Raw genomic sequence first — 20,872 nt, forward strand, 5'->3', positions numbered from 1 at the left:
ATGGAACGTGCAAAAGTGATTCAAGTTGGAGTAGGTGGATTCGGTAAAAACTGGATCGAAGGCATTAAAGATGTAAAATCCATACAAATTGTAGCTATCGTCGATGTTGTACAGGAAAATTTGGATGAAGCGCTGAAGGTGCTGGGAGACGGAAATATACCCGTCTACTTATCATATGAAGACGCTTTCCGTGAAGTAAAGGCTGATCTTGCCCTGCTGATTACGCCGCCTCCGACCCGTCATCGTTTAACACGCGCTGCTCTCGATGCTGGTATGCATGTTATCGTGGAGAAGCCGATGGCTTCTAATTATAAGGAAGGACTTGAGCTGCTTGCAATCTCACAGCAATATGACAAGGCGGTATCCGTTAATCAGAACTACAGATGGACACCCGAGATGAAGGCGATCCGTAATGCGCTGGAATCCGGCATGATCGGGAAGCTTGGAGTTGTGGAATGGCAGTTTGACCGGGATGGGTCCAGACACCGTGGTCCTCAATCGGAATGGAGAAAAGACCGTGAAGAGCCGTTACTTACGGAATTAAGCATCCATCATTTTGATTTAATGCGGTATTTGCTCAACGTCCATCCCGAATCGGTATTTGCCAGCAGCTTCAGTCCGATATGGAACGAGCGGATCGGTCATTCATCGACTTCTGCCATCATTAAATTTAAGGGCGGCATTCATGTAAACTATTTTGCCAGCAGCGCCAATAAAGGCAAGGATACGACCTGGACGGGCAACTTCCGTCTGGTTGGAAGCACCGGGACACTGGAGTTTACGGAGGGTACAGCGTACTACGTGACCGAAGCGGGAGAACGTCAGCAACTGGAGCTGCCGGAGCTGGAGTATGAAGGTGTTGCCTATACGGTCAACGAGTTTGTTCTAGCAGTCACAGAAGGACGCAAACCTGTCACTCATATTACTGACAACCTGATCAGCTTTTCGATGGTCGGAGCAGCCGTGGAATCCTCCAAAACCGGTCGTGTCATACGATTGGACACCGGTCATTACCAGGCATATTAGTCAAAATTGAACATTAGGAGATAACGGGACGCCCTTTCATCAGGGCATACCGCTCCATCAATGAGAGGAGCAGCAGCAACATGCCAACAAAAATTCGCGTAACGGTCTGGAATGAATTTTACCATGAGCAGCATCTGGATATGGTCAAAGAGGTATATCCGGAAGGAATTCACCGGGCGCTGGCTAATTATTTAGAAAAGGTGGAAGAACTGGAAGTGTCCACGGCTACTCTGTATGATCCTGAACATGGTTTACCAGATCTGGTCATTGAGCAGACAGACGTCCTGATCTGGTGGGCGCATATGAAGCATGAGGAAGTACCGGATGAATTGACAGATAAGCTGTATCGGCGTGTGATAGAAGGGATGGGGGTCATTTTCCTTCATTCCGCCTCTGGCTCCAAGCTGTTCAAACGGTTGATGGGTACAAGTGGAGGCGGCAAATGGCGGGAGGCGCACGAGCGTGAGCGATTATGGGTGCTCAAGCCCGGTCATCCCATTGTGGACGGTATTGGTGAATATATTGAGCTGCCGAACGAGGAGATGTACGGGGATCCTTCTAACATCCCGGAGCCGGATGAATTGATTTTCATGAGCTGGTTTGAAGGCGGAGAGATCATGCGCAGCGGCAATGTCTACACAAGAGGGAGGGGCAAGATATTCTACTTCAGGCCGGGGCATGAGGAGTATCCGACATATTACAATAAAGATGTGTTAAAGGTGATCGAGAATGCTGCAAGGTGGGCGGCCCCGTCAATCACTCCTCCTACTGTCACAACCGGTAATGTTCGCTCGATAGAGCCAATCAAAGGTTATATCCGTGACGGCATGGGGAACCCGATTAAACAGGAATAAATCGACGTTGCTGCTGATAACTGTGATAGATTGCTGCATTTTTCGTTACATTGTGATATGTGAAAGCGTTTCCTAGTAAAATATAATCTTAGTATCGACAATGAAAGGAGGCGCTTCATAATGGAGATAGCAACCACTGCATCCGCATCACCGAAACCGTTGTCTAATCGACAGGTATTGTGGACCCGGATGAAAAAATACAAACTGATGTATATGTTCTTACTGCCGGCCATCGTGGTGACGATCATATTCGCTTATATCCCAATGATAGGTTTAATTATGGCATTCCAGGATTATACAGCCGTACAAGGCTTCCTGCATAGCCCGTTTGCCGGATTTAAGCATTTTCAGAATATGCTTTCGAATCCAGAGTTTATGCTTGGCTTAAAAAACACAGTAGCCTTAAACGGGCTTCTCATTGTGATCGGGTTTCCACTGCCCATTATTTTCGCTCTTCTCATCAATGAAATCAAGAATGTGAAGTTTAAGCGAATTACGCAAACGATCTCTTACCTGCCGCATTTTATTTCCTGGGTTGTCGTTTCGGGTTTGGTCTATAAGCTGCTTGAGGAAGATTTTGGTAGTGTCAATCTGCTGATTCAAATGCTTGGCTTTGAGAAAATTTCGTTTATGCGGGAAGTGGATTATTTCTGGGGGGTCTTTGTGACTACTGTGATATGGAAGGAATTTGGCTGGAACTCGATTATTTTTCTTGCTGCATTAACCGGAATCGATCAGGAGCAATACGAAGCCGCGACTATAGACGGAGCAGGCCGGTTTCAAAAGCTGTTGTATATCACACTCCCAGGGATTGCTAACGTCATCGGCCTCATGTTCATATTCAAGGTCGCAACCATCTTCGGGGGAGGTGGGGGGGGAGCCAGCTTCGACGCCGTTTACAATATGGGCAATGCACTTGTTTCCGAAGCGTCCTTGACACTCGATTATCATGTGTATTTGGCAGGGATACGCCATGCTGAGGTTTCTTACGGCACCGCCGTTGGTCTTGTCTTATCGATATTATCGTTCTGTATTCTGCTGCTGTCCAACCGGATAAGCAAAAAAATAAGCGGATACGGCGCCTTCTAAGGCATATAGAAAGGAGGGATTATTGAATGGCGCGATTGGCCAAATACACGATTACCGATACTGTCATCGCCATGATGATGCTGATTATCTGTTTTATAACGCTGTATCCATTCTGGTATGCGATCATATATTCGTTTAGCAGCAGCAACGCGTCTATGAGCCATCCGGTTACCTTGATTCCCATACAATTCACCTTTGAAAATTATGCGACAGTGTTTGAAAATAATCAAATTTTCCGTTCATTCCTAGTTACGGCTGGCCGAACGATAGGCGGGGTGCTCTATTCCGGGACGATCGTAGCACTTGCTGCGTATGCGATTTCCAAGCGGGCGCTCCCAGGGAACAGGTTCATCGCAATTTTCCTGTTGATCCCTATGTATTTCAGCGGAGGTTTGCTTCCGAGCTACATTTTGATTTATAAGCTGGGATTGTTCAATCATTTTCTCGTTTATATTTTGCCGCACGGCTTCTGGGCGTTCAACATGCTAATTATGAGAACGTTCTTTGATTCCCTTCCTGCCAACCTGGTAGAATCGGCTACGATTGATGGGGCTGGTGACTTCAAGGTGTTTTGGAAAATCATCATCCCTTTGTCCATGCCGGTTACGGCGACGATAGCGATGTTCAATGGGGTGTTCCAGTGGAATTCCTGGTTCGACGCTATGTTGTATGTCAGCAATGAAAATTTGCAACCGCTTTCGTTCATTTTGCAGAGGATTCTTAAAGAGACGCTTGCCGCGCAGCTGCTGGCGTCACAGGGACTGGTCGGCGCGATCGATATGGACTCGAACCAGACATCGCCAGAATCATTGAAGATGGCCACCCTGATCGTATCGACCATACCAATCGTCGTGATCTATCCGTTTTTGCAAAAATATTTTGTGAAAGGATTCATGATCGGAGCTGTCAAAGGCTAACCTTATCATTTTAGCAAAAAGGGGGATGTATCTATGTGGAAGAAGGCGGTTCATCTAATGCTGATTTCCTCGTTAGGCTTGCTCACCGCTGCCGGTTGCACTGGTGGTGATAACGGGGGTGCTGTAATTAAGCCCGGCGGTGATAATAAGGCAGAAGGGAACACGAAGCAAGCTAAGCTGCCAATCCGATTCTACAGCCAAGGCTACCAGACCCGCATCGATGTAGCATCGCATGACGTGGTAACACCTTTTATCGAGAACAAATTTAATCTGGAATTTACAGAGATGTATGTGAACAACGACCAACCGCTCAAAGAAAGATTGAACCAATGGATTGCCACCAAAAATTTGCCCGATATTATGATGATGGACAAAGCAAATGCCAACTACGCTATCAGTACTGGACAATTCGCCGATCTGACGGATTATGTCAAAGACATGCCAAGCCTGCAGAAATGGTTTCCTCAGGAATATTGGGGCCGATTTACGAATGACGGTAAAAACTATCAAATCCCGACTCCAGTCGTAAACACGAACTCCAATGATCCAAAATTCGCTAATGATCCTTACAATTCAGGAAAAAGATTAACCTCGCTGCAGGTACGTGAGGACCTTCTCGCTAAGGCTGGATATAAATTCAAGCCGATCAAAGAGATCAAGAAAGATACGATTGATAAGGGCAAAAAACCGACTGTTGAGGATTTTGCGATCGAACCGGCTATCCGCACACCGGAAGATTTTTACCAGTTGTTAAAAAAAATCAAAGAGCTAAACGTAACAGCTAACGGAAAGCCGCTCATTCCGCTTTCGTTCCCGATATGGGCGCAATTCCATTTTGGCTCGATGTTCGATTTTGGGCACTGGACCCAAGATAAAGATGGTACAGTAGACGGTTTTCTTGGTTCCAAGGATGCCAAGAAGTATCATGAATATTTGAACCGACTGTATCAGGAAGGACTGCTTGATAAAGATTTCATCATCCAGAAAGATGATCAATTACAGACTAAAGCGGCTACAGGTCAGCTCGGTGTGATACTTGCAGTACTGAACCTGGATGCGGTGAGACAATCCCTACTGGCTACCGATCCTTCGATGGAGCTTCGTGTCATTCCGTGGCCCAAGATGGATCCGGACAAAGGATTTTACGATATTTACGAGGGCTCGTTCTGGCGGCTGCTTATACGCAAGGATTTCCCGGAAATAAAACGGCTGACGCAATATTTGGATTGGACCCTAAGTGATGAAGCGCTTGATCTGATGTCGTGGGGACCTGAGAACGCAGGCATCTGGAAAATGCAAGACGGCAAGAAGGTGTTTGTAGACCCGCAGGTGGAAAGTGATATGCTCACAGGCAAGCTGGGTGGTAAAGGCGCGGATTATTATGGTCTATACGCCAAGCAGTTTTACAGTAAGGCATCGTATTTCGGACTTGGTTGGTATATGGCAAGAGACTACAATCCTAAGAGTCCCTTGCGAAGCTACCCGCCGAACTATGACATTTATGTAATGAACAGCGGCATGGTCGGCAAAGGGGGTTATAATGTTACCGGAACGGCTTCCTATGGCGATGGGAGCAAGGAAGCCGAATTGGTCTCCAATACGTACTGGACATTCACAACACTGGATGTAGCAAAGCTGCTGACGCCCAAGACCAAAGAAGAGTTCGACAAGAACTGGGACACGATAAAAACGAAGTACATGAAGGATACAAACTACGAACAGGCAGCTAAAAATATGGTACAATGGTTCAAAGCCAACGCTCCAAAAAAATAATAGTCTGTCAATAAGCTTAACGGGATATCCTACAAGATATCCCGTTACATTCGCTTTATGGAAGAAAACGTGTACCGGGAGGCCACAATATGATCAAGGTGCTGATCGTAGACGATTTTCAGGTTGATCGTGAGAATCTTACGCTGATGTTAGAAACCGAACCTGCATTTCAGCATGTGGCTGTCATAGGCGCATGCGAGAATGGCAAGGAAGCATTGGATTTTATGAAAACGCTTCAACCGGATATTATTATCAGTGATATTGAAATGCCCGTCATGGATGGATTTGAAATGGTCAGGATGGTACGTCAGCTGTATCCACAGATCAAAATCATTTTTTCCAGCCTTTACAATGAATTTGAATATGCGAAAGACGCCATGTATCTGGGAGGTTACGGATATTTGCTGAAGCCTGTTGATCCCAAGGAGCTTCTGCAATGCGTCAGCGCAGTTACGGATAAGATCACTAGCGATTTGAAGTTTCGCAAAGATTACGAATACTTATCCAGGCAGCTTAACGAGAACAAGCCGTATTTAATCGAAAGCTTGTTGATGAGCTTGATGTACGGAACGGCTGGCAATGACATCCATGTGTCGGAAAAGCTGGAGCTGCTGGGGTTGGATATGAAGGACTGCTGGTATGTTGCCTCGTTGATCGAAATCGACGGCTTCGTCCAGTTAACTCGGGATATGAATATCGAAGAGAAGCATCTCTTTCAAATGATGGTATTAAGCCGCATCCGTGAGGTTCTCGGCTCCTGCTGCAATCAGCTTTCGGTTTCCCTTCAGCAGGCGCATATTGCCATCGTTTTTTATTATCCGGAAGCTGTTGAGGATCGCTTAAGTCAAATACATACGGTGCTAAGTAATATTTTATTGGAGTTTTCGAAATCGGATATCAGCTTGTCGATTATGGTCAGCGGCTATTCGAAGCATATTTTGTGCCTCAAATTCCTGTATGAGCAGTGCCTCTATATATTACGATACAAATATTTGCTTGGTAAAGGAAAGATCTTGTACAGCAGCGACATACCTTCCAGTAAAGAGAAACCATTATTTGATTATAACGGGATTGAAAAGGAACTGCGGGTTCTGCTGAATACAGGAACTGCGGACGAAATCACAGATTATATCCATAATCTGTATCTTGGCTTGCCGGACAACAGCTCCCCTGAGGAGCTTAAAGGCTTTTTTTATTTCATGATGATCTGCTTGCAAAATATCGTACACTCCAACCCCGAAGGCTTTGCCGGGCAGTCCGAACTTACGTCTCCGGCTGCATGGGAAACCTTGGTTACGTTGGAAACGGTATCTGATGCGGTAACATGGATTTGCGAATGCTTGCTTACCGCAAACAAGTGCATAAGGGAACGGGAGTTTCATAAAAACAAGGTCATGGTCGAGAAGATCAAACGTTACATTGAGCGGAATTATCAGACGAATATTACACTGGAAATGTTATCAGAGGAGCTTTATTACAGCCCGAATTATATCAATCAGATTTTTAAGCAAGAGACTGGTGGAACGATATTCGATTATGTGACACGGTACAAAATGGAGCGAGCTAAGGACATGCTGGCAGTCAATCATATTAAGCTGTACGAAATAGCGGAAAAGCTTGGTTACAATCATACCGCCTACTTTAGCAGCTTGTTTAAGAAATATATGGGTGTCACACCCAAAGACTTTAGAAGGCAATTGGAATCATGAACCATTTATTGCGCTCACTTGCTGCAACCGTCATGAAGGTCCACGGTAACACAAAGCTCAAATATAAGCTCATGTTAGCCTATTCATTGGTATTTACCGTGAGCATCCTCTCCGTCGGCTTTACGGCATACTATCAATCAAGGGATTTCATGACCAATTCAGAGAAGAATGCAGCTGCCCAAAGTATGGTTCAGCTTCATAATGCGATCGATAGTTTTCTTGAAATTTATTTTAACAAAAGCGAAATGGTGTTTTTTAATCTGCAGCTGCAAAAGCATTTGTCTACATATCAGGAAGATATCGATGATTTGGTGTACGCCCACAAAGATATTAATGATATCGTCAAACAAATTATTAACGATGTGAAACGGCCTTATCTAAAAAACTCTTACTATTTCGGTGGTAACATCCAGCTGCTGCTGTATACCAAAAACAGCAGTCTGTTTTCCGATGGTCAGACGATTTTTAACTACGATGATATTAAGGATATGGCTTGGAACCGGACCATGCTGGAGACGGATACTTATTTTATATGGGAAAGCCGGGTCAAATTCGGCGATCAATATTATGTTGCATTGAACCGAAGGCTCATCGATTTTGGAACCTCGAAGGACTTGGGTGTTATGAGACTCCTTATCCCGGTGGAACGTATTCAGAACATTATAGCTAAAAGCATAGAAAATTCCGATTACCAGCTGATCTATACGGACGAAGAGGATCGAATGATTACCAGCTATGGACCTATGATTGCGCAATTACCCGGTTTAAGGGAGCGAGTCAAGCAAGTCCCATTAGACTCGGGAGTATCCGAATCGATAATAGATGGCAGCCGATACCTTTCCGGTGCTATGAAATCGGAAATAACGGGCTGGAAGCTCACCTATTTTACCCATAAGAACAATATCACCGATAAAGTAAACCGGATTAGCTATTCGATCATCGTGTCTATTCTGGTCTCCATAGTCTTATGTATATTTATTGCCTTGTTGATCTCCGCCTATATGACCCAAAGAATTGATGTGCTCGTTAGTAAAACCAATAAGGCTAAGCAGGGTAACCTTATCATCACGGATGTAATCCGTGGCAATGACGAAATCGGCCAGCTGGATAAAAATTTCAACAGCATGATTGAGCAAATTCACAATTTGATCGAGGTTGAATATAAATCGAAAATTTTGTTGAACCATACGAAATTTGAGCTGCTGCAGGAGCAGATCAATCCGCACCTGCATTATAACACTTTGGCGATGATCGCATCCTTGGCTAAGAAATCGAACCAAACTGAAATTTATGAAGTAACCAACCATCTAATTCGTTTCTACAAGAACATGTTAAACAAAGGAAAGCTTATCATAAGCTTGGCTGCGGAATTTGAAATTATCCGTCACTACCTGGAGCTTAGCAAATTCGTCTACTCACTTGATATTGACGTTATGTTCGAAGTTGAGGATGACATTATGGATTATTACTCCATTAAAATGCTGCTTCAGCCGCTCGTCGAAAACGCCATTTTCCATGGCATCATGCCCTCCAAGAAAGGAACGATCGTCATTGGTGGCAGAGAAGTAGAGAAAGGAATCGAGCTGTATGTTTCGGATGACGGAGCAGGCTTACCGGAGCATATGATCGATTATATACGGAATTTAACAACGGATACGGACGAGAAGCATGGTTATGGACTAACCAATGTTGTTCGCAGATTTCAATTGTTTTTTGGAGATTCCTTCAGCTTCGAATGCGAAAGCTCGCAGGGGATTGGTACAACTTTTGTGGTAAGAATCCCCAAGTTTACCGAAAATGAAATTAAGTTGTTTCTGAAAGAAAAATATTTGTACTCGTGACTTATTAAACGGTACAATGTTATCCCCTTATCTGGATGATGTTTACCTGGATCGTAGAATGTGTATAAATAGATAGGGATAGTTCGGAAAGGAGAGGTTCCATGAGCAGTCAGAAAAAACAGCGCTTCAACGATTACTTTGAACTGGTGCTATACTTAATATCCACGGGGTGCCTGATTTACTTTCTGATCCAAGGTATCCCTCTGAAAGCCTTTCAAGGCATACTCATCATTTCTGTTCTGACGATTATTCGTGGTGTTGTTAAGTTTACAAAAACGGAGCTGTTTCCCGCACTGAGGTTTTCGATCTTATTTTTCATTTTCCTTACGATGCTGCTAGCCAACGAATTCGGATTTTATGGTATCATCCCGAATCTGGATAAAATCGAGCATTTGCTGTCAGGAGTAATTCTCCACTTTATCGGCATGTTAATATACTGGAAGCTCACTGCTGCTGAGGGTAACCAACGTAACGTGTCTTCCACTGCGATCTGGTTTGGCTTTTTCTTCTCTGTGGCGATGGCGGGCTTCTGGGAAATGTACGAATTTACTACAGATTACCTGTTTGGGCTTCAATCTCAGAGAGGCAGCTTGACCGATACGATGGGAGACATCATTTGCGGGACGATTGGTGCTGTGGGAACAAGTATTTATTTGGCATTTAAAGGAAAAAGAGAGAATCCTTCCCCATCAACAACTTGACATGAATGAATGGCCTTCACAGCCTTTTCCGTTTTGCCAAGGAAAGGGCTTTTTTTCGATCCCAGTGCTCGATTACTTCGGCTACCTTCAATGAGCTACTGAATATATAAATAAGCTTTGATAAATTTCTACTATACATTCGATGGCACGTCCACATACAATGTATGTGAAATTAGAAAAGATTCGATGTTGGGGGGCAGTCCATGAAGGAGCAAAGTATTCCTTATCGTCGGTTGTTCAATCTGCGTATCAATGCGGGAAGGCTCGATAAGCCTGAACAAGTCGTCAAGCAGCTCGGTGCTATGCAGGCACAGGATTACCATCAAGCCCTGTGGGCAATAGGTTTGCGGATGCAAGCATCAACCGCGGCGGATATCGAACAAGCCATCGCAGACCGCAAGATCATCCAGACTTGGCCAATGCGCGGAACGATCCATTTTGTATCTCCTAATGATGTGAGATGGTTGTTGAAGCTTTCGGCTGCCCGTACATTGGCACAGGATAACCGAAGACTGGAACAATTGGAGCTTAATCTGGAGATCATTGAACGCAGTAAGCAGATTATGTATGACGCCTTACAGGGCAATAAGCAGATATCCCGGCCCCTTCTCATGCAACTGCTGGAGGAAGCAGGGATCAGTACGAACAATCAGCGGGGGTATCATCTCCTCTGGTATATCGCACAGTCTGGTCATATTTGTATGGGGCCGAGGGAAGGCAAGCAGCAAACTTTCGTATGGCTGGATGAGTGGGTGCCCAAATCCAAGGAATTATCGATGAGCGAAGCGCTTGCCGCGCTTGCAGAAAGATATTTTACGAGTCATGGGCCTGCAACCGTGTATGATTTTGCCTGGTGGGCTGGAATTACGCTCTCCGCTGCTCGTCAGGGAGTCGAAGCTGTGCAGTCCCGTCTGGTGTCGGAGAAGGTAAACAATCAGGTATATTGGGAAGGCCAACATATCCAAACAAGAATTACCGATTCTGAATCAACTGTTTATCTGCTACCAGGATTTGACGAGCATCTGCTCGGCTACAAGGACCGCAGTGCGGTGCTGCAAGCCGAAGATGCTCAACATATTGTACCTGGAAATAATGGTGTATTCAGATCGACCATCGTCATTGATGGTCAAGTCGCGGGCATATGGAAACGTACAATCAAGAAGAAAGGTATTGATATCGAGTTCCATTTATTTGCGCATCATCAAGACAGGGAAGAGGGCATCCTGGAAACTGCTCGTCGATACTGTGGGTTTATGGGACTACCTTTAGCTTCGACATCATTTACATAAGCATCACCAAGCTTGCCGAAGCGCGAACAAATCATGAAGCTCCTCATTCGATAGCTCTGTAATCCAGCTTTCTGAGGTGGAGATTACGTTCTCGCTTAAGCTCATCTTGCTTTCCAGCATCTCGTCGATCTTCTCCTCAAGCGTGCCCAGTGAAATGAACTTATGCACCTGTACGTTTCGCTTCTGTCCCATCCGATAGGCTCGATCCGTAGCTTGGTTCTCGACAGCAGGGTTCCACCAGCGATCGTAATGGAACACGTGGTTAGCTGCCGTCAGGTTGAGTCCGACACCTCCCGCCTTCAAGGACAGAACAAAGATACCCGGACCTGTTCCGTCTGCAGCCTGGAACGCGTCAATCATTTTATCGCGTTCCGCTTTGGGTGTGCTGCCGTTCAAGTACAGCACGGGCTCGTTCTGCTGAGCCTGCAGTACGTCGGCCAGCATACGGCCCATGCCTACGTATTGGGTGAAGATCAAGCAGGAATCACCCTCATCCCTGAGCTCGCTAACCATCGCTGCAATCCTTTCCAGTTTCGCTGATCGCGTGATGTACGCTTCACGGTATTCATCAAGTATAAAAGCTTCTCCCGATGGCGCAGCTTCCTTTAGCAGCAGCATGGGGTGGTCGCATAGCTGCTTAAGCTGGGTCAAGACGGCGAGGATGGCTCCTTTTCGCTCAATGCCCTCCAGATTCTTCATACGTTCCATAAGATCCTTGACTACACGCTCGTAGAGGGCTCCTTGCTCGGCTGTCAGGTTGATATACACCTTCATCTCCAGCTTGTCCGGCAAATCCAGCTGTATGGCAGGATCTTTCTTTTTACGGCGCAGCATGAAGGGCTTGATAAGCTTCTGCAGCTGTGCAGTTGCCCCCTCGTCATGATGCTTTTCAATAGGATTGGCAAAGCGATGCTGAAATCCTCGCTGGTTACCCAGATAACCAGGGTTAAGGAAATCATAGATGGACCATAGCTCTGATAATCGATTCTCAATCGGCGTCCCTGTCAGCGCAATGCGATGTTGTGCCCGGAGCGAGCGAACGGCTGCCGATTGTTTATTTTGCGCATTTTTGATGTTCTGGGCTTCGTCCAGACAGAGGGAGCTCCAGACGGTCTCACGCAGGGTTTCTTGATCCAACAGTGCAGTTGTATAAGAGGTGATGACAACGTCTGTATCTTTCAAAACGTTAGTCAGCGCTTCTCCGTTTAATCGTCCCTTCCCGTAATGAAGCCATACCTTTAATTCGGGCGCAAAACGCGCCAGCTCCTTTTGCCAATTGCCAAGAACAGAGGTTGGGCAGATGAGCAGGGAGGGGGACTCAGATTCTGTTTGGTGATGAAGTAAATAAGTAATGAATTGGACGGTTTTACCAAGTCCCATGTCATCGGCCAAACAGGCACCCAGCCCGAATTTTCTCAGAAAACTGAGCCATGTAAAGCCTTCACGCTGGTAGCCGCGAAGCTCTGCGCGCAGTCCATCAGGTATCACAAGCTCTTTTAAACTCGATGGCTGTCCTAACTGACGAAGCAGAGCCAAGAGATGCGAGTTCAATTCAACCTCCAACTGAATCCGCTTTTCTTCTTCTTCCGCATCTGCTTCAGTTGTCAGACCAAGCTCTGCTGGCTTTGCTGGTTCCGCTTCGTTTAACAGATGCAGCTGAAGGACATCCTGCAAGGATAAGCCTTCTTCCGGATTCACACTTTCCATGAGCCTACGGATTTGCTCCAGCAGAGCAGGATCTAAGTAGACCCATTCTCCGCGGAAACGGATCAGCCTTTCTTTGCGGCCAAGCAGCTCAGCGAATTCGGCTGCATCCAGGTCGGTATCGCCGATGGCAACTCGCCAGTCGAAGTCAACCAGCGCATTGAGTCCGAATAAGGACTTGCCTTTGCCGCCGGCTTCGGACGTAACCCGAGCGCGTAGGCGCGGCTTCCGCTTAGAAGCAGCCTCCCACCATCCCGGCAGCATCACATTCCAGCCGTCATTTAGTAATTGTCGGCTGTCTACGGTCAGAAACCGCCATGCGATTTCATCGGTTAGCGGCTCAGCAAAGAACTTACCACCGATATTCACATTTGGAAGCGCCTCGCTCAGTCGGGCTGCCCATCCGCCAGAACGTTCTTGAATATACGGGCTCCAATCGCTAGCCCATGTGCCGGAAGCCTGACCGTCTGCACCCAAGCGAATCGGTATAATCGCCGAGCCTTCGCTCTTATCCTGAAGCACCAAACGGAGCCGCCAATCGAACTGCTCGTCATCCGGTTCCAGCAGCTGTAAAGCGGGACGGAAGGGAGCCATATCCGGCTTCCAGCCAAGTGCCGCGAGCCACTCATCCTCTGTAAAAGTAGGAGCCGAGGCAGCTCCTGCCTGTGCTCCTCTAAACAGTGCGGGATAGTCCCGTCGAAGGTCGGACACGGCCGCCTCATCTGCATAGTGCTCGGTGGTGACAGCAGCAGAAAAAGCTGAGCGCAAACCAACCATATCCTCGCCTGACAATTCCAGACTGACCAGCGTATTCCAATCAAGTTCTTTGAGGTCCTCAGATCCAGCCTCCCATGTCCACTGCAGCTTTCCACTACGGAATGAGCTGTAGCTTGGCATATAACGGCCTTCCTTGGCTTCTCTGTATAGTCGAGGTGCAGCTGCAAGCAGTTCTTGGGTGGCTTCATTCCCACCCTGCCAGCGAATAATGTCCATGAAATTCGGATCAGAGAAGAAGGGGAGCACCATTTCTGCAGGCAGGACCGTCACGGTGAGCTCACCTGCCAGCCGCAGCTCCAGCGTTGTTCCGTAGAGGGATGGCTCGTGCCAGGCAAACATAATTTTGCGGAATTTATCGCCCGGAACCTCATATCCATTCTGAAATCCCCAGAGTAAGGCATCCCCACTATCCGTTAGAATTACATGCAACGTCATCTCATACAATTGTGTACTCATTCCAACAGTTTTCCTTTCTTCAGTTCCTCTTGCAGCGCTCGAAGTCGGCTGTGTCGTTCCATAAATCCAGAGAAAAAGCGGTCCCAGCGTTCGGCCTGCTTCATTTTTTTGTATACTTTATCCAGTCTCTTCAGCAGCTTGACCGCTAATTTATAATCATGCCGATTTTTAAGGGAGACATAATGTTCGATGGCTTGATGATAATAGGGCAGCAGGAGAGCTGGAGCTTCCTTCTCGATTGGCTGCAGGACGCTAACCCGATGATAGAGGGGGTCTTGTCCTTTAAAAATTTGCATTTCCAGCCAAGGCTTCCATTTTCGCTGCTCGTACAGCATTTCATCAATAATCAGGGCAGAATGGGGCAGCATTTCTTCCAGCACGGTCCACAGTTGCTTCTCGGCTTCAGGAACATGTGCGACGGCTTCCTTCCAGTAACCCAAATAGGCATCGAGCTCCTTGGTTCTTTGGCCGTAAAAGTAAGAGGCCGTCCTTAATAACCAATCAATCAGATTGTCCCAATCGTGAGCAGCAGCAATATGATTCAGGAAAGGCAGAAAAAGACGTGTCGGTGCTTTATTTAAAGTACCACTCGCTTCTAAAGCCGCCCATGCGTCACTAGTTCTTGATTGATACAGGTACAGGAATGCCTTGGCTGCTGAGAGAGAAGAAGAGATCGAGTCGGTTGTTTGCTGCGTTATGTCGTTTATCTCCTGCAATACCCATTGTTCCGCATCGGGATAGGGGGTTATCCAATATTTCCACAGTGCCGTATACAGGCCATAATCAAGATACTTCTGATCTGTTTCTTTGGCCAACTGCTGTCTGACATAACTTAAAGTTTGTTTAAGACGCTCTCCAGCGAGAGTGAAGTCGATTTGTGCAGACTTTTGGTGTAACCAAGCGTGAATTTCATCGTACATTCGGTACAATACAGACGAAGTATAGTAACTTACAGTTCCTTGCGCAGTCTGCTCTTTGATTTTTCTCAGGATAAATAACTCTTGATGCAACTCAAAAAAGATCAAGTCCATCTCCGAAAAAGGAATAGCTGCCTTGCGGATATTTTGCAGCTCATACCGCAGCACGTTCGTAAAGGTTCCCTGATCGTAAGATGGTTTAACATGAGCTGTATATTGGTTCAGAAACTTATGCCAGCTATTAATATCCATGTCTGGCAGCTGCTTGAGCTGCGACTCTGGTGAGATAATCGAAGTAGCCCGCTTGAGGTGATAATTGGCATTCACAATTTGGGAAGCCGGATAACCCAGTCGGTCAGCCAGTTCCATGATAACAGCAGCCAGATGCTTGCAGGAGGTTCGGACCGGACAAGTACATGTATTGGACAAAAACTTGTCTAAATACAGCTTAACACTGTAATCTTCCGAGCCTGTTACCCTTGCTTGTACCACACGATTCTCCGTAATAATCAGAGAAGCTACACGCTGCTGTTTAAAATAATTAAATCCTCGGCTAAGTGTCACTTCATTAAATGATTGAGCTACTTGCTCAAGCATCTTCAACCATTGCTCATCATTTAAAACAGGAAAAGAACTCATCGCAAAGCTCCTTGCTCAAAAATAAAAGATGCTAACCACTCTATTATAAAGCGATACGAGAAGAAATACGATATTTTCATGATTTGCGGCAAAGTAAGTTAGCGATGTAAAGGAAAAAGATGATATCATAAGTGAAATTATATATAGGTGGTGATGGTCTTTGTACAAATGTCGTCAAGTTATGCCAAGTGATTACTTAACAATTTGTAATTTCCCACTAAATGCTGAAGAATTATTTTATATGTATCCCCAAGCAACATTTCCACTGACAGTGGATCAGCTTGAAGCGAAATCCAATAGCAGATTAAAGCCAATGGTTCTATTGGGTGATGAGGATCGTGTCATTGGCTATGCCAACATTTATGATTTAGACGAAGGGCTGAGATGTTGGTTAGGTAACGTAATTGTATCACCGGAATTCAGAGGAAAGGGTGCCGCTGAATATTTAATACGTTCTATGATGTCCGCTGCAAGGGACGAATTACATGTGAAAGCACTACATTTGGTTTGTCATAATACGAATACAAGAGCTTTGATGTTTTACACCAAATTCAACTTCAAGCCCTATGAAATTACAATGAGAACTAATAATCAGGGCCAGACAATTGCCGGTATCTTGATGAAGGCCGATTTAAGCTAACCAGGCAGTCAGTTATGCGCAGTAAAAGACCGGAATCCTTTCTACAAGGTGCTTCGGTCTTTTTGAATGATAAATGTACCAAGCATGCGACAGCTCTATGATAAGTCATGACTGTATAACCCATGGCCCCCAATTGTCTAACACTCTCGTAACCAATACCTTTATTGGCTCCGTTTCTCAAATGTACTACTTGGAGTATACTTAAAGTCAATAAATATTTTCATTAAAGGTGTGGAAGATGTTGTATAATAAATAGAGGAAACTATCTTTATTCAGGAGGATTATGACGTGGACCGATTTTTTAACTTCATAGAACGAATAAGATTCATAGGTTTTGTTTTATTTTTTGTATTAATAACAAGTATGCATCCTGATGCGATTTTTGCTCAGAATGTAACCACGTCGACAATATCCAGCAGTGTGGCTGCATCAACGTATGGGAACTCCGTTACCTTTACAACGTATGTAACCGATTCTGCTATCCAAGGGACTCAGCCTAGCGGTACAGTAACTTTTAAAGACGGAAGCTTAACAATGGGAACTGCGACTTTGTCCAGCACCGCACCTGCGGTAGCTACAGTGCCCAATCAGCCAGCAGTTCCTTCCGGAATGAAAGTAAGTTGTTATTCAGGACCCGACACCTTTACTTCAGTAGATTGCCCCGTTGTGAAGTTGGGCGATTATACCTACTGGGCATTTAGCTACAATGATAATCGTGAATCCTTGGGCATTGTTGCCTATGACAGTTCCGGCACGGTAGTGAAGCAGTGGGAACGAGCAGGCACTCGTTATCTGTGGCAGATCACTGTGGATGCATCAGCCCAGTCGATAACCTTTTGGGGACAAGGAACTAGCAATGCTACGGTTGAATGGGGTTTTCTTGAAAATCATAGTGCTGCTGCCAGCTTCTCGACATCCACATTGGCAATAGGCACACACACGATTACAGCTGCTTATAGCGGAGAAGGCAATCATACTGGAAGTACATCAGGTGGGGTCCAGCATACCGTAAATCCTATTGCTACTTCGACCACCTTGAACTCTAATGCGAACCCTTCTTCGTATGGGAATTCAGTTGATTTCATAGCCACAGTTACATCCTTGGGAGGATATCCGGCAACGGGTACGGTTACTTTTAAAGAAGGAAGTACAACACTCGGGACGGCAGCATTGGCAGGTGGAGCAGCAACGTTCTCTACCTCATCACTATCTGCTGGCACGCATGCTCCGATTACGGCCTTATATGAAGGGGACAGCTTACACTCAGGGAGCATGTCTACAGGACTCACCCAAGTTGTGAACAAGCTGATGTCGTCCACAAGCTTGACTTTCAGTAGCAATACGTCAGCTTATGGTGATTCAGTTACCATTAATGCTCAAGTGACATCTTCGCCTGGAGGTGAACCTACGGGGATGGTTACTTTCAAGGATGGCATTACGATACTTGGCATTGCTTCCTTATCAGGGGGACAAGCATCTATTTCGATTTCTTCATTAAGCGCTGGGAATCATTCGATAAAAGCGGAATACATGGGCGATAGCAATTTTGTAAGCAGTGCTTCAAGCGCAGCATCCTTGGAAATTTTGTTGCGGAGCAATTCTAGTCTTAACGGACTTACACTTGATGGCATTTCTTTGGCCGAGCCTTTCCACAAAAATGTATATACCTATACAGCTGTAGTAAATAATACGGTTCATTCGGTAGCGGTAACAGCTTCATTGGAAGATAATACTGCATCTGTAAAAGTAAATGGAATTGCTGTTTCGGGAGGGCAAATGAGCAGCCCGATTGAGCTTCAGGTAGGAAGCAATATGATTAGCATTGAGGTAACGGCCCAAGACGGAACGAGCAAAAGTACATACGCGATTACCATACAGCGATCTGCAGGAGAGCGGATGGATGCTGCTCAAGCACTTACGAAAATTTCTTCCATGTATGACAGCAATATGGATGGTAAGTTTGATGCGGATGATGTCAGAGAGATTTTACTTCTGATCGAGCCTGTTAGTATTGTGCCATTACCCTAGCTAAATGAACAACCAGCTGCTTATGCGCAGCTGGTTGGATAGCTCAGTACCCTAATTAAGATTGATTATTCCTTTGCCGCGTTTCGGGCCAGTTCCTTACGAACGATGGGTGCAACCTTGGTTCCGAGCAGCTCGATAGCACGCATCACTTCACGGTGCGGCATCGTGCCGACATTTACATGCAGGAAAAAACGAGTAACCCCCAAATTTTTGCGCAGCAAAATAATTTTCTCAGCGACATATTCGGGATCTCCGACATAGAGCGCACCACGAAGGCTGCGTGCTTGGTCATAAGCAGCTCGGTTATAATGCTGACCCCAACCACGCTCGCGCCCGATGACGTTCATTTGAGCTTGTGTGGAAGGGAAGAACAAATCAGCTGCCTGCTCGGTTGTTTCTCCAACAAAACCGTGTGAATGTGTCGCAATCGGCAACTTTTCAGGATCGTGACCGGCGCGCGCGGCTGACTTCTTATAGAGATCAACTAACGGAGCAAAGCTCTCCGGCATTCCGCCGATGATCGCGAATGCGATAGGAAGACCGAGCATGCCTGCCCTAACAGCAGATTCTGCATTGCCGCCGCTTGCGATCCATACAGGTAGTGGGTTTTGAACAGACCGGGGATAAACACCAAGGTTATCGATGGCGGGACGATGACCACCGCGCCAGCTTACCTTTTCCGAGGCTCTGATTGCAAGTAGCAGCTCCAGCTTTTCTTCGAATAATTCATTATAATCGTCCAGACTGTATCCGAAAAGTGGAAAGGATTCTATAAACGATCCCCGACCCGCCATAATTTCAGCTCGTCCATTAGAAATGCCATCAAGAGTAGAGAATGCTTGATAGACGCGAACCGGATCATCTGAGGACAGCACGGTAACCGCACTCGTGAGCCTAATCCGCTTCGTCATGGCAGCTGCTGCAGCCAATACAACAGCAGGTGAGGTACCCGCATAATCGGCTCGATGATGCTCCCCAATTCCATAGACGTCCAGACCGACCTGATCGGCCAGAACGATTTCCTCAACTGCATCGCGTAGCCGAGCAGCATGGCTAATAACCTCTCCAGTAACCGGATTCGGCGTAGCCTCCAAAAATGTACTGATTCCTATTTCCATGTTGTTGGTTAAACCTGTCATTGTGATACGCCTCCTTTAGTACTTATATTTTACTCATTTTTTTGTAGTTTCTCAAATTTAGTAAGCTGCAATCGAGACGAGTAGAGAGGTTTTGACGAAGATTGCATCACGAATGAGCCAGAATTGTAACATTTAAGGCAGCATTTTATGTAAGAGGTTCACATATACAACCATAACCGGCGTCTTTTCCCGTCAGGTTCTGATCAGAAGAAAGCGCCGGCTTATGTTCAAAAACTTAATTTCCCAACTACATAGGCTGATTTGATCCAATACGGTAGGAGATGGCCGCGGAATCCCTTTTGTTTTTTAAAGCTTCAAAAACATGTATTGCGGCATTCGCCACTTCGATATCTTGAGCACTGGTGCCGCCGCTTACACCGATTCCACCGATAACCATCCCATCCTTCATAAGGGGAATCCCCCCGCCAAGAATAACGACTTTCCCATGATTGGTCGTATTAATCCCGAACGACGGGTTTCCAGGAAGAGCGGCTTGCGCCAAATTCGACGTTGGCATTTTCATCGCTACACTTGTCCAAGCCTTGTTCTGAGCAATATCGATTCCTGCAATCCTGGCCGTGTCCATACGATGAAAGGCAATAAGATTAGCGCCATCATCAACAATAGCGATATCATCAGCCAATCCCATTTCTTTTGCTTTTCTTTCAGCTGCTTCTAACAATACTTTAGCTACTTCCAAAGTAAGCTTCATTACCGTCATCTACCCCTTAGTTAAAGTTATTATAGGATATGGTCAATGGCCCAATTTGGTGTTTATCTTATTATAAAGCTATTAGGGACTTTACATTATTTTGAAAATATATTATATTTGTATGCGCAAGCAATTTATCGGAAATGAGGTTGTATCTGTGCTGGGGACCTATTTAAAAGAATGTCTGTATTTTACTGCGAATAGACTGGGTAGAGTGATCACCAAAATGGCAGAGGATGAGTTTGCCGCAAGTGGGTTGTCACCAACGTCTGCTTTTTTATTGATGGCCGTTTTTGAAAAGGAAGGGATTTCACAAAAAGAGTTAGGGGAAATACTCCATCTTCAACCCTCAACTGTGACCCGTCTTATTGAGAAGCTTATCATTAAAGGGCTAATTACGAATCGTGTCGATGGGCGTTTGTCACTTATTTATGCTACGGATAAAGGGAAGGCATTAGAGGAGCCAATCAACGAATGCTGGAATAGCCTTCGTAGTCGTTATGCTGCCTTATTGGGGGAAAAGGAAGGCGATGAATTATCACTTTATCTGTATAAAGTGAGTGATCGTATTGAAAATATAGAATGATCCAACATTCTTTATTTGAATAACATTTGCTTGCGCAAACAATATTATGTGTAAGGAATTTAAATATATTGAAAT

Annotated in this window: 16 protein-coding genes; 12 read left to right on the forward strand and 4 right to left on the reverse strand. The window is 45.6% G+C overall.

Annotated features, from left to right (window positions below; genetic code table 11):
• The 9 genes from BK127_RS34990 to BK127_RS35030 all read left to right on the forward strand — a co-directional run bounded on the left by BK127_RS34990 (position 1) and on the right by BK127_RS35030 (position 11,199).
• Positions 1-1,026: a Gfo/Idh/MocA family protein gene (locus BK127_RS34990; RefSeq protein WP_076237086.1), complete on the forward strand. Its 1,026-nt coding sequence runs from the start codon at positions 1-3 to the stop codon at positions 1,024-1,026.
• An 80-nt stretch (positions 1,027-1,106) separates the two neighbouring features.
• A complete protein-coding gene (locus BK127_RS34995; protein ID WP_076237089.1) occupies positions 1,107-1,880 on the forward strand; it encodes a ThuA domain-containing protein in 774 nt (257 codons plus the stop codon).
• A 120-nt stretch (positions 1,881-2,000) separates the two neighbouring features.
• The gene (locus tag BK127_RS35000; protein ID WP_076237091.1) at positions 2,001-2,969 is read left to right on the forward strand and encodes an ABC transporter permease; all 969 of its coding nucleotides are present in this window, start codon (positions 2,001-2,003) and stop codon (positions 2,967-2,969) included.
• 26 nt (positions 2,970-2,995) lie between these two features.
• Complete coding sequence (locus tag BK127_RS35005) at positions 2,996-3,886, forward strand: carbohydrate ABC transporter permease (RefSeq protein WP_076237094.1); 891 nt, start codon at positions 2,996-2,998, stop codon at positions 3,884-3,886.
• A gap of 33 nt (positions 3,887-3,919) precedes the next feature.
• A complete protein-coding gene (locus tag BK127_RS35010) occupies positions 3,920-5,659 on the forward strand; it encodes a type 2 periplasmic-binding domain-containing protein (protein ID WP_076237097.1) in 1,740 nt (579 codons plus the stop codon).
• A gap of 89 nt (positions 5,660-5,748) precedes the next feature.
• A complete protein-coding gene (locus BK127_RS35015) occupies positions 5,749-7,368 on the forward strand; it encodes a response regulator transcription factor (protein WP_076237099.1) in 1,620 nt (539 codons plus the stop codon).
• Positions 7,365-9,209 (forward strand): sensor histidine kinase, encoded by a 1,845-nt coding sequence (locus tag BK127_RS35020; protein WP_076237102.1) that lies wholly within the window; start codon positions 7,365-7,367, stop codon positions 9,207-9,209. The genes BK127_RS35015 and BK127_RS35020 overlap by 4 nt, the downstream gene beginning before the upstream one ends.
• 101 nt (positions 9,210-9,310) lie before the next feature.
• On the forward strand, positions 9,311-9,910 hold the full coding sequence (locus BK127_RS35025) for a DUF2238 domain-containing protein (RefSeq protein ID WP_076237104.1): 600 nt from the start codon (positions 9,311-9,313) through the stop codon (positions 9,908-9,910).
• A 203-nt stretch (positions 9,911-10,113) separates the two neighbouring features.
• Positions 10,114-11,199 carry a winged helix DNA-binding domain-containing protein gene (locus BK127_RS35030; protein WP_076237107.1) on the forward strand — a complete coding sequence of 362 codons (1,086 nt, stop codon included), beginning with the start codon at positions 10,114-10,116 and terminating at the stop codon, positions 11,197-11,199.
• Between the two features lie 3 nt (positions 11,200-11,202).
• Here BK127_RS35030 and BK127_RS35035 read toward each other — a convergent pair whose 3' ends face one another.
• The gene (locus tag BK127_RS35035) at positions 11,203-14,136 is read right to left on the reverse strand and encodes a DEAD/DEAH box helicase (RefSeq protein WP_076237109.1); all 2,934 of its coding nucleotides are present in this window, start codon (positions 14,134-14,136) and stop codon (positions 11,203-11,205) included.
• Positions 14,133-15,692 carry an SWIM zinc finger family protein gene (locus BK127_RS35040; protein WP_076237112.1) on the reverse strand — a complete coding sequence of 520 codons (1,560 nt, stop codon included), beginning with the start codon at positions 15,690-15,692 and terminating at the stop codon, positions 14,133-14,135. Before BK127_RS35040 ends, BK127_RS35035 begins: the two co-directional genes overlap by 4 nt.
• Before the next feature lie 181 nt (positions 15,693-15,873).
• On the opposite strand from BK127_RS35040, the gene BK127_RS35045 reads away from it, so the two are divergent.
• Positions 15,874-16,332, forward strand: coding sequence for a GNAT family N-acetyltransferase (locus BK127_RS35045; protein WP_076237175.1), 459 nt, complete (start codon positions 15,874-15,876; stop codon positions 16,330-16,332).
• Between the two features lie 288 nt (positions 16,333-16,620).
• Entirely contained in the window at positions 16,621-18,360 is a 1,740-nt protein-coding gene (locus tag BK127_RS35050) for an Ig-like domain repeat protein (protein ID WP_076237115.1), read from the forward strand.
• Between the two features lie 65 nt (positions 18,361-18,425).
• Here the strand turns inward: BK127_RS35050 and BK127_RS35055 are convergent, their stop codons facing one another.
• Together BK127_RS35055 and BK127_RS35060 are read right to left on the reverse strand one after the other, a co-directional pair.
• Positions 18,426-19,478, reverse strand: a complete 1,053-nt coding sequence (locus tag BK127_RS35055) for an LLM class flavin-dependent oxidoreductase (protein WP_076237177.1) — start codon at positions 19,476-19,478, stop codon at positions 18,426-18,428.
• A gap of 268 nt (positions 19,479-19,746) precedes the next feature.
• Positions 19,747-20,211, reverse strand: a complete 465-nt coding sequence (locus tag BK127_RS35060) for a GlcG/HbpS family heme-binding protein (RefSeq protein WP_372237403.1) — start codon at positions 20,209-20,211, stop codon at positions 19,747-19,749.
• 226 nt (positions 20,212-20,437) lie between these two features.
• On the opposite strand from BK127_RS35060, the gene BK127_RS35065 reads away from it, so the two are divergent.
• Entirely contained in the window at positions 20,438-20,797 is a 360-nt protein-coding gene (locus BK127_RS35065) for a MarR family winged helix-turn-helix transcriptional regulator (RefSeq protein WP_256711587.1), read from the forward strand.
• Positions 20,798-20,872 lie beyond the last annotated feature (75 nt).

This window comes from Paenibacillus sp. FSL H7-0331, assembly GCF_001956045.1.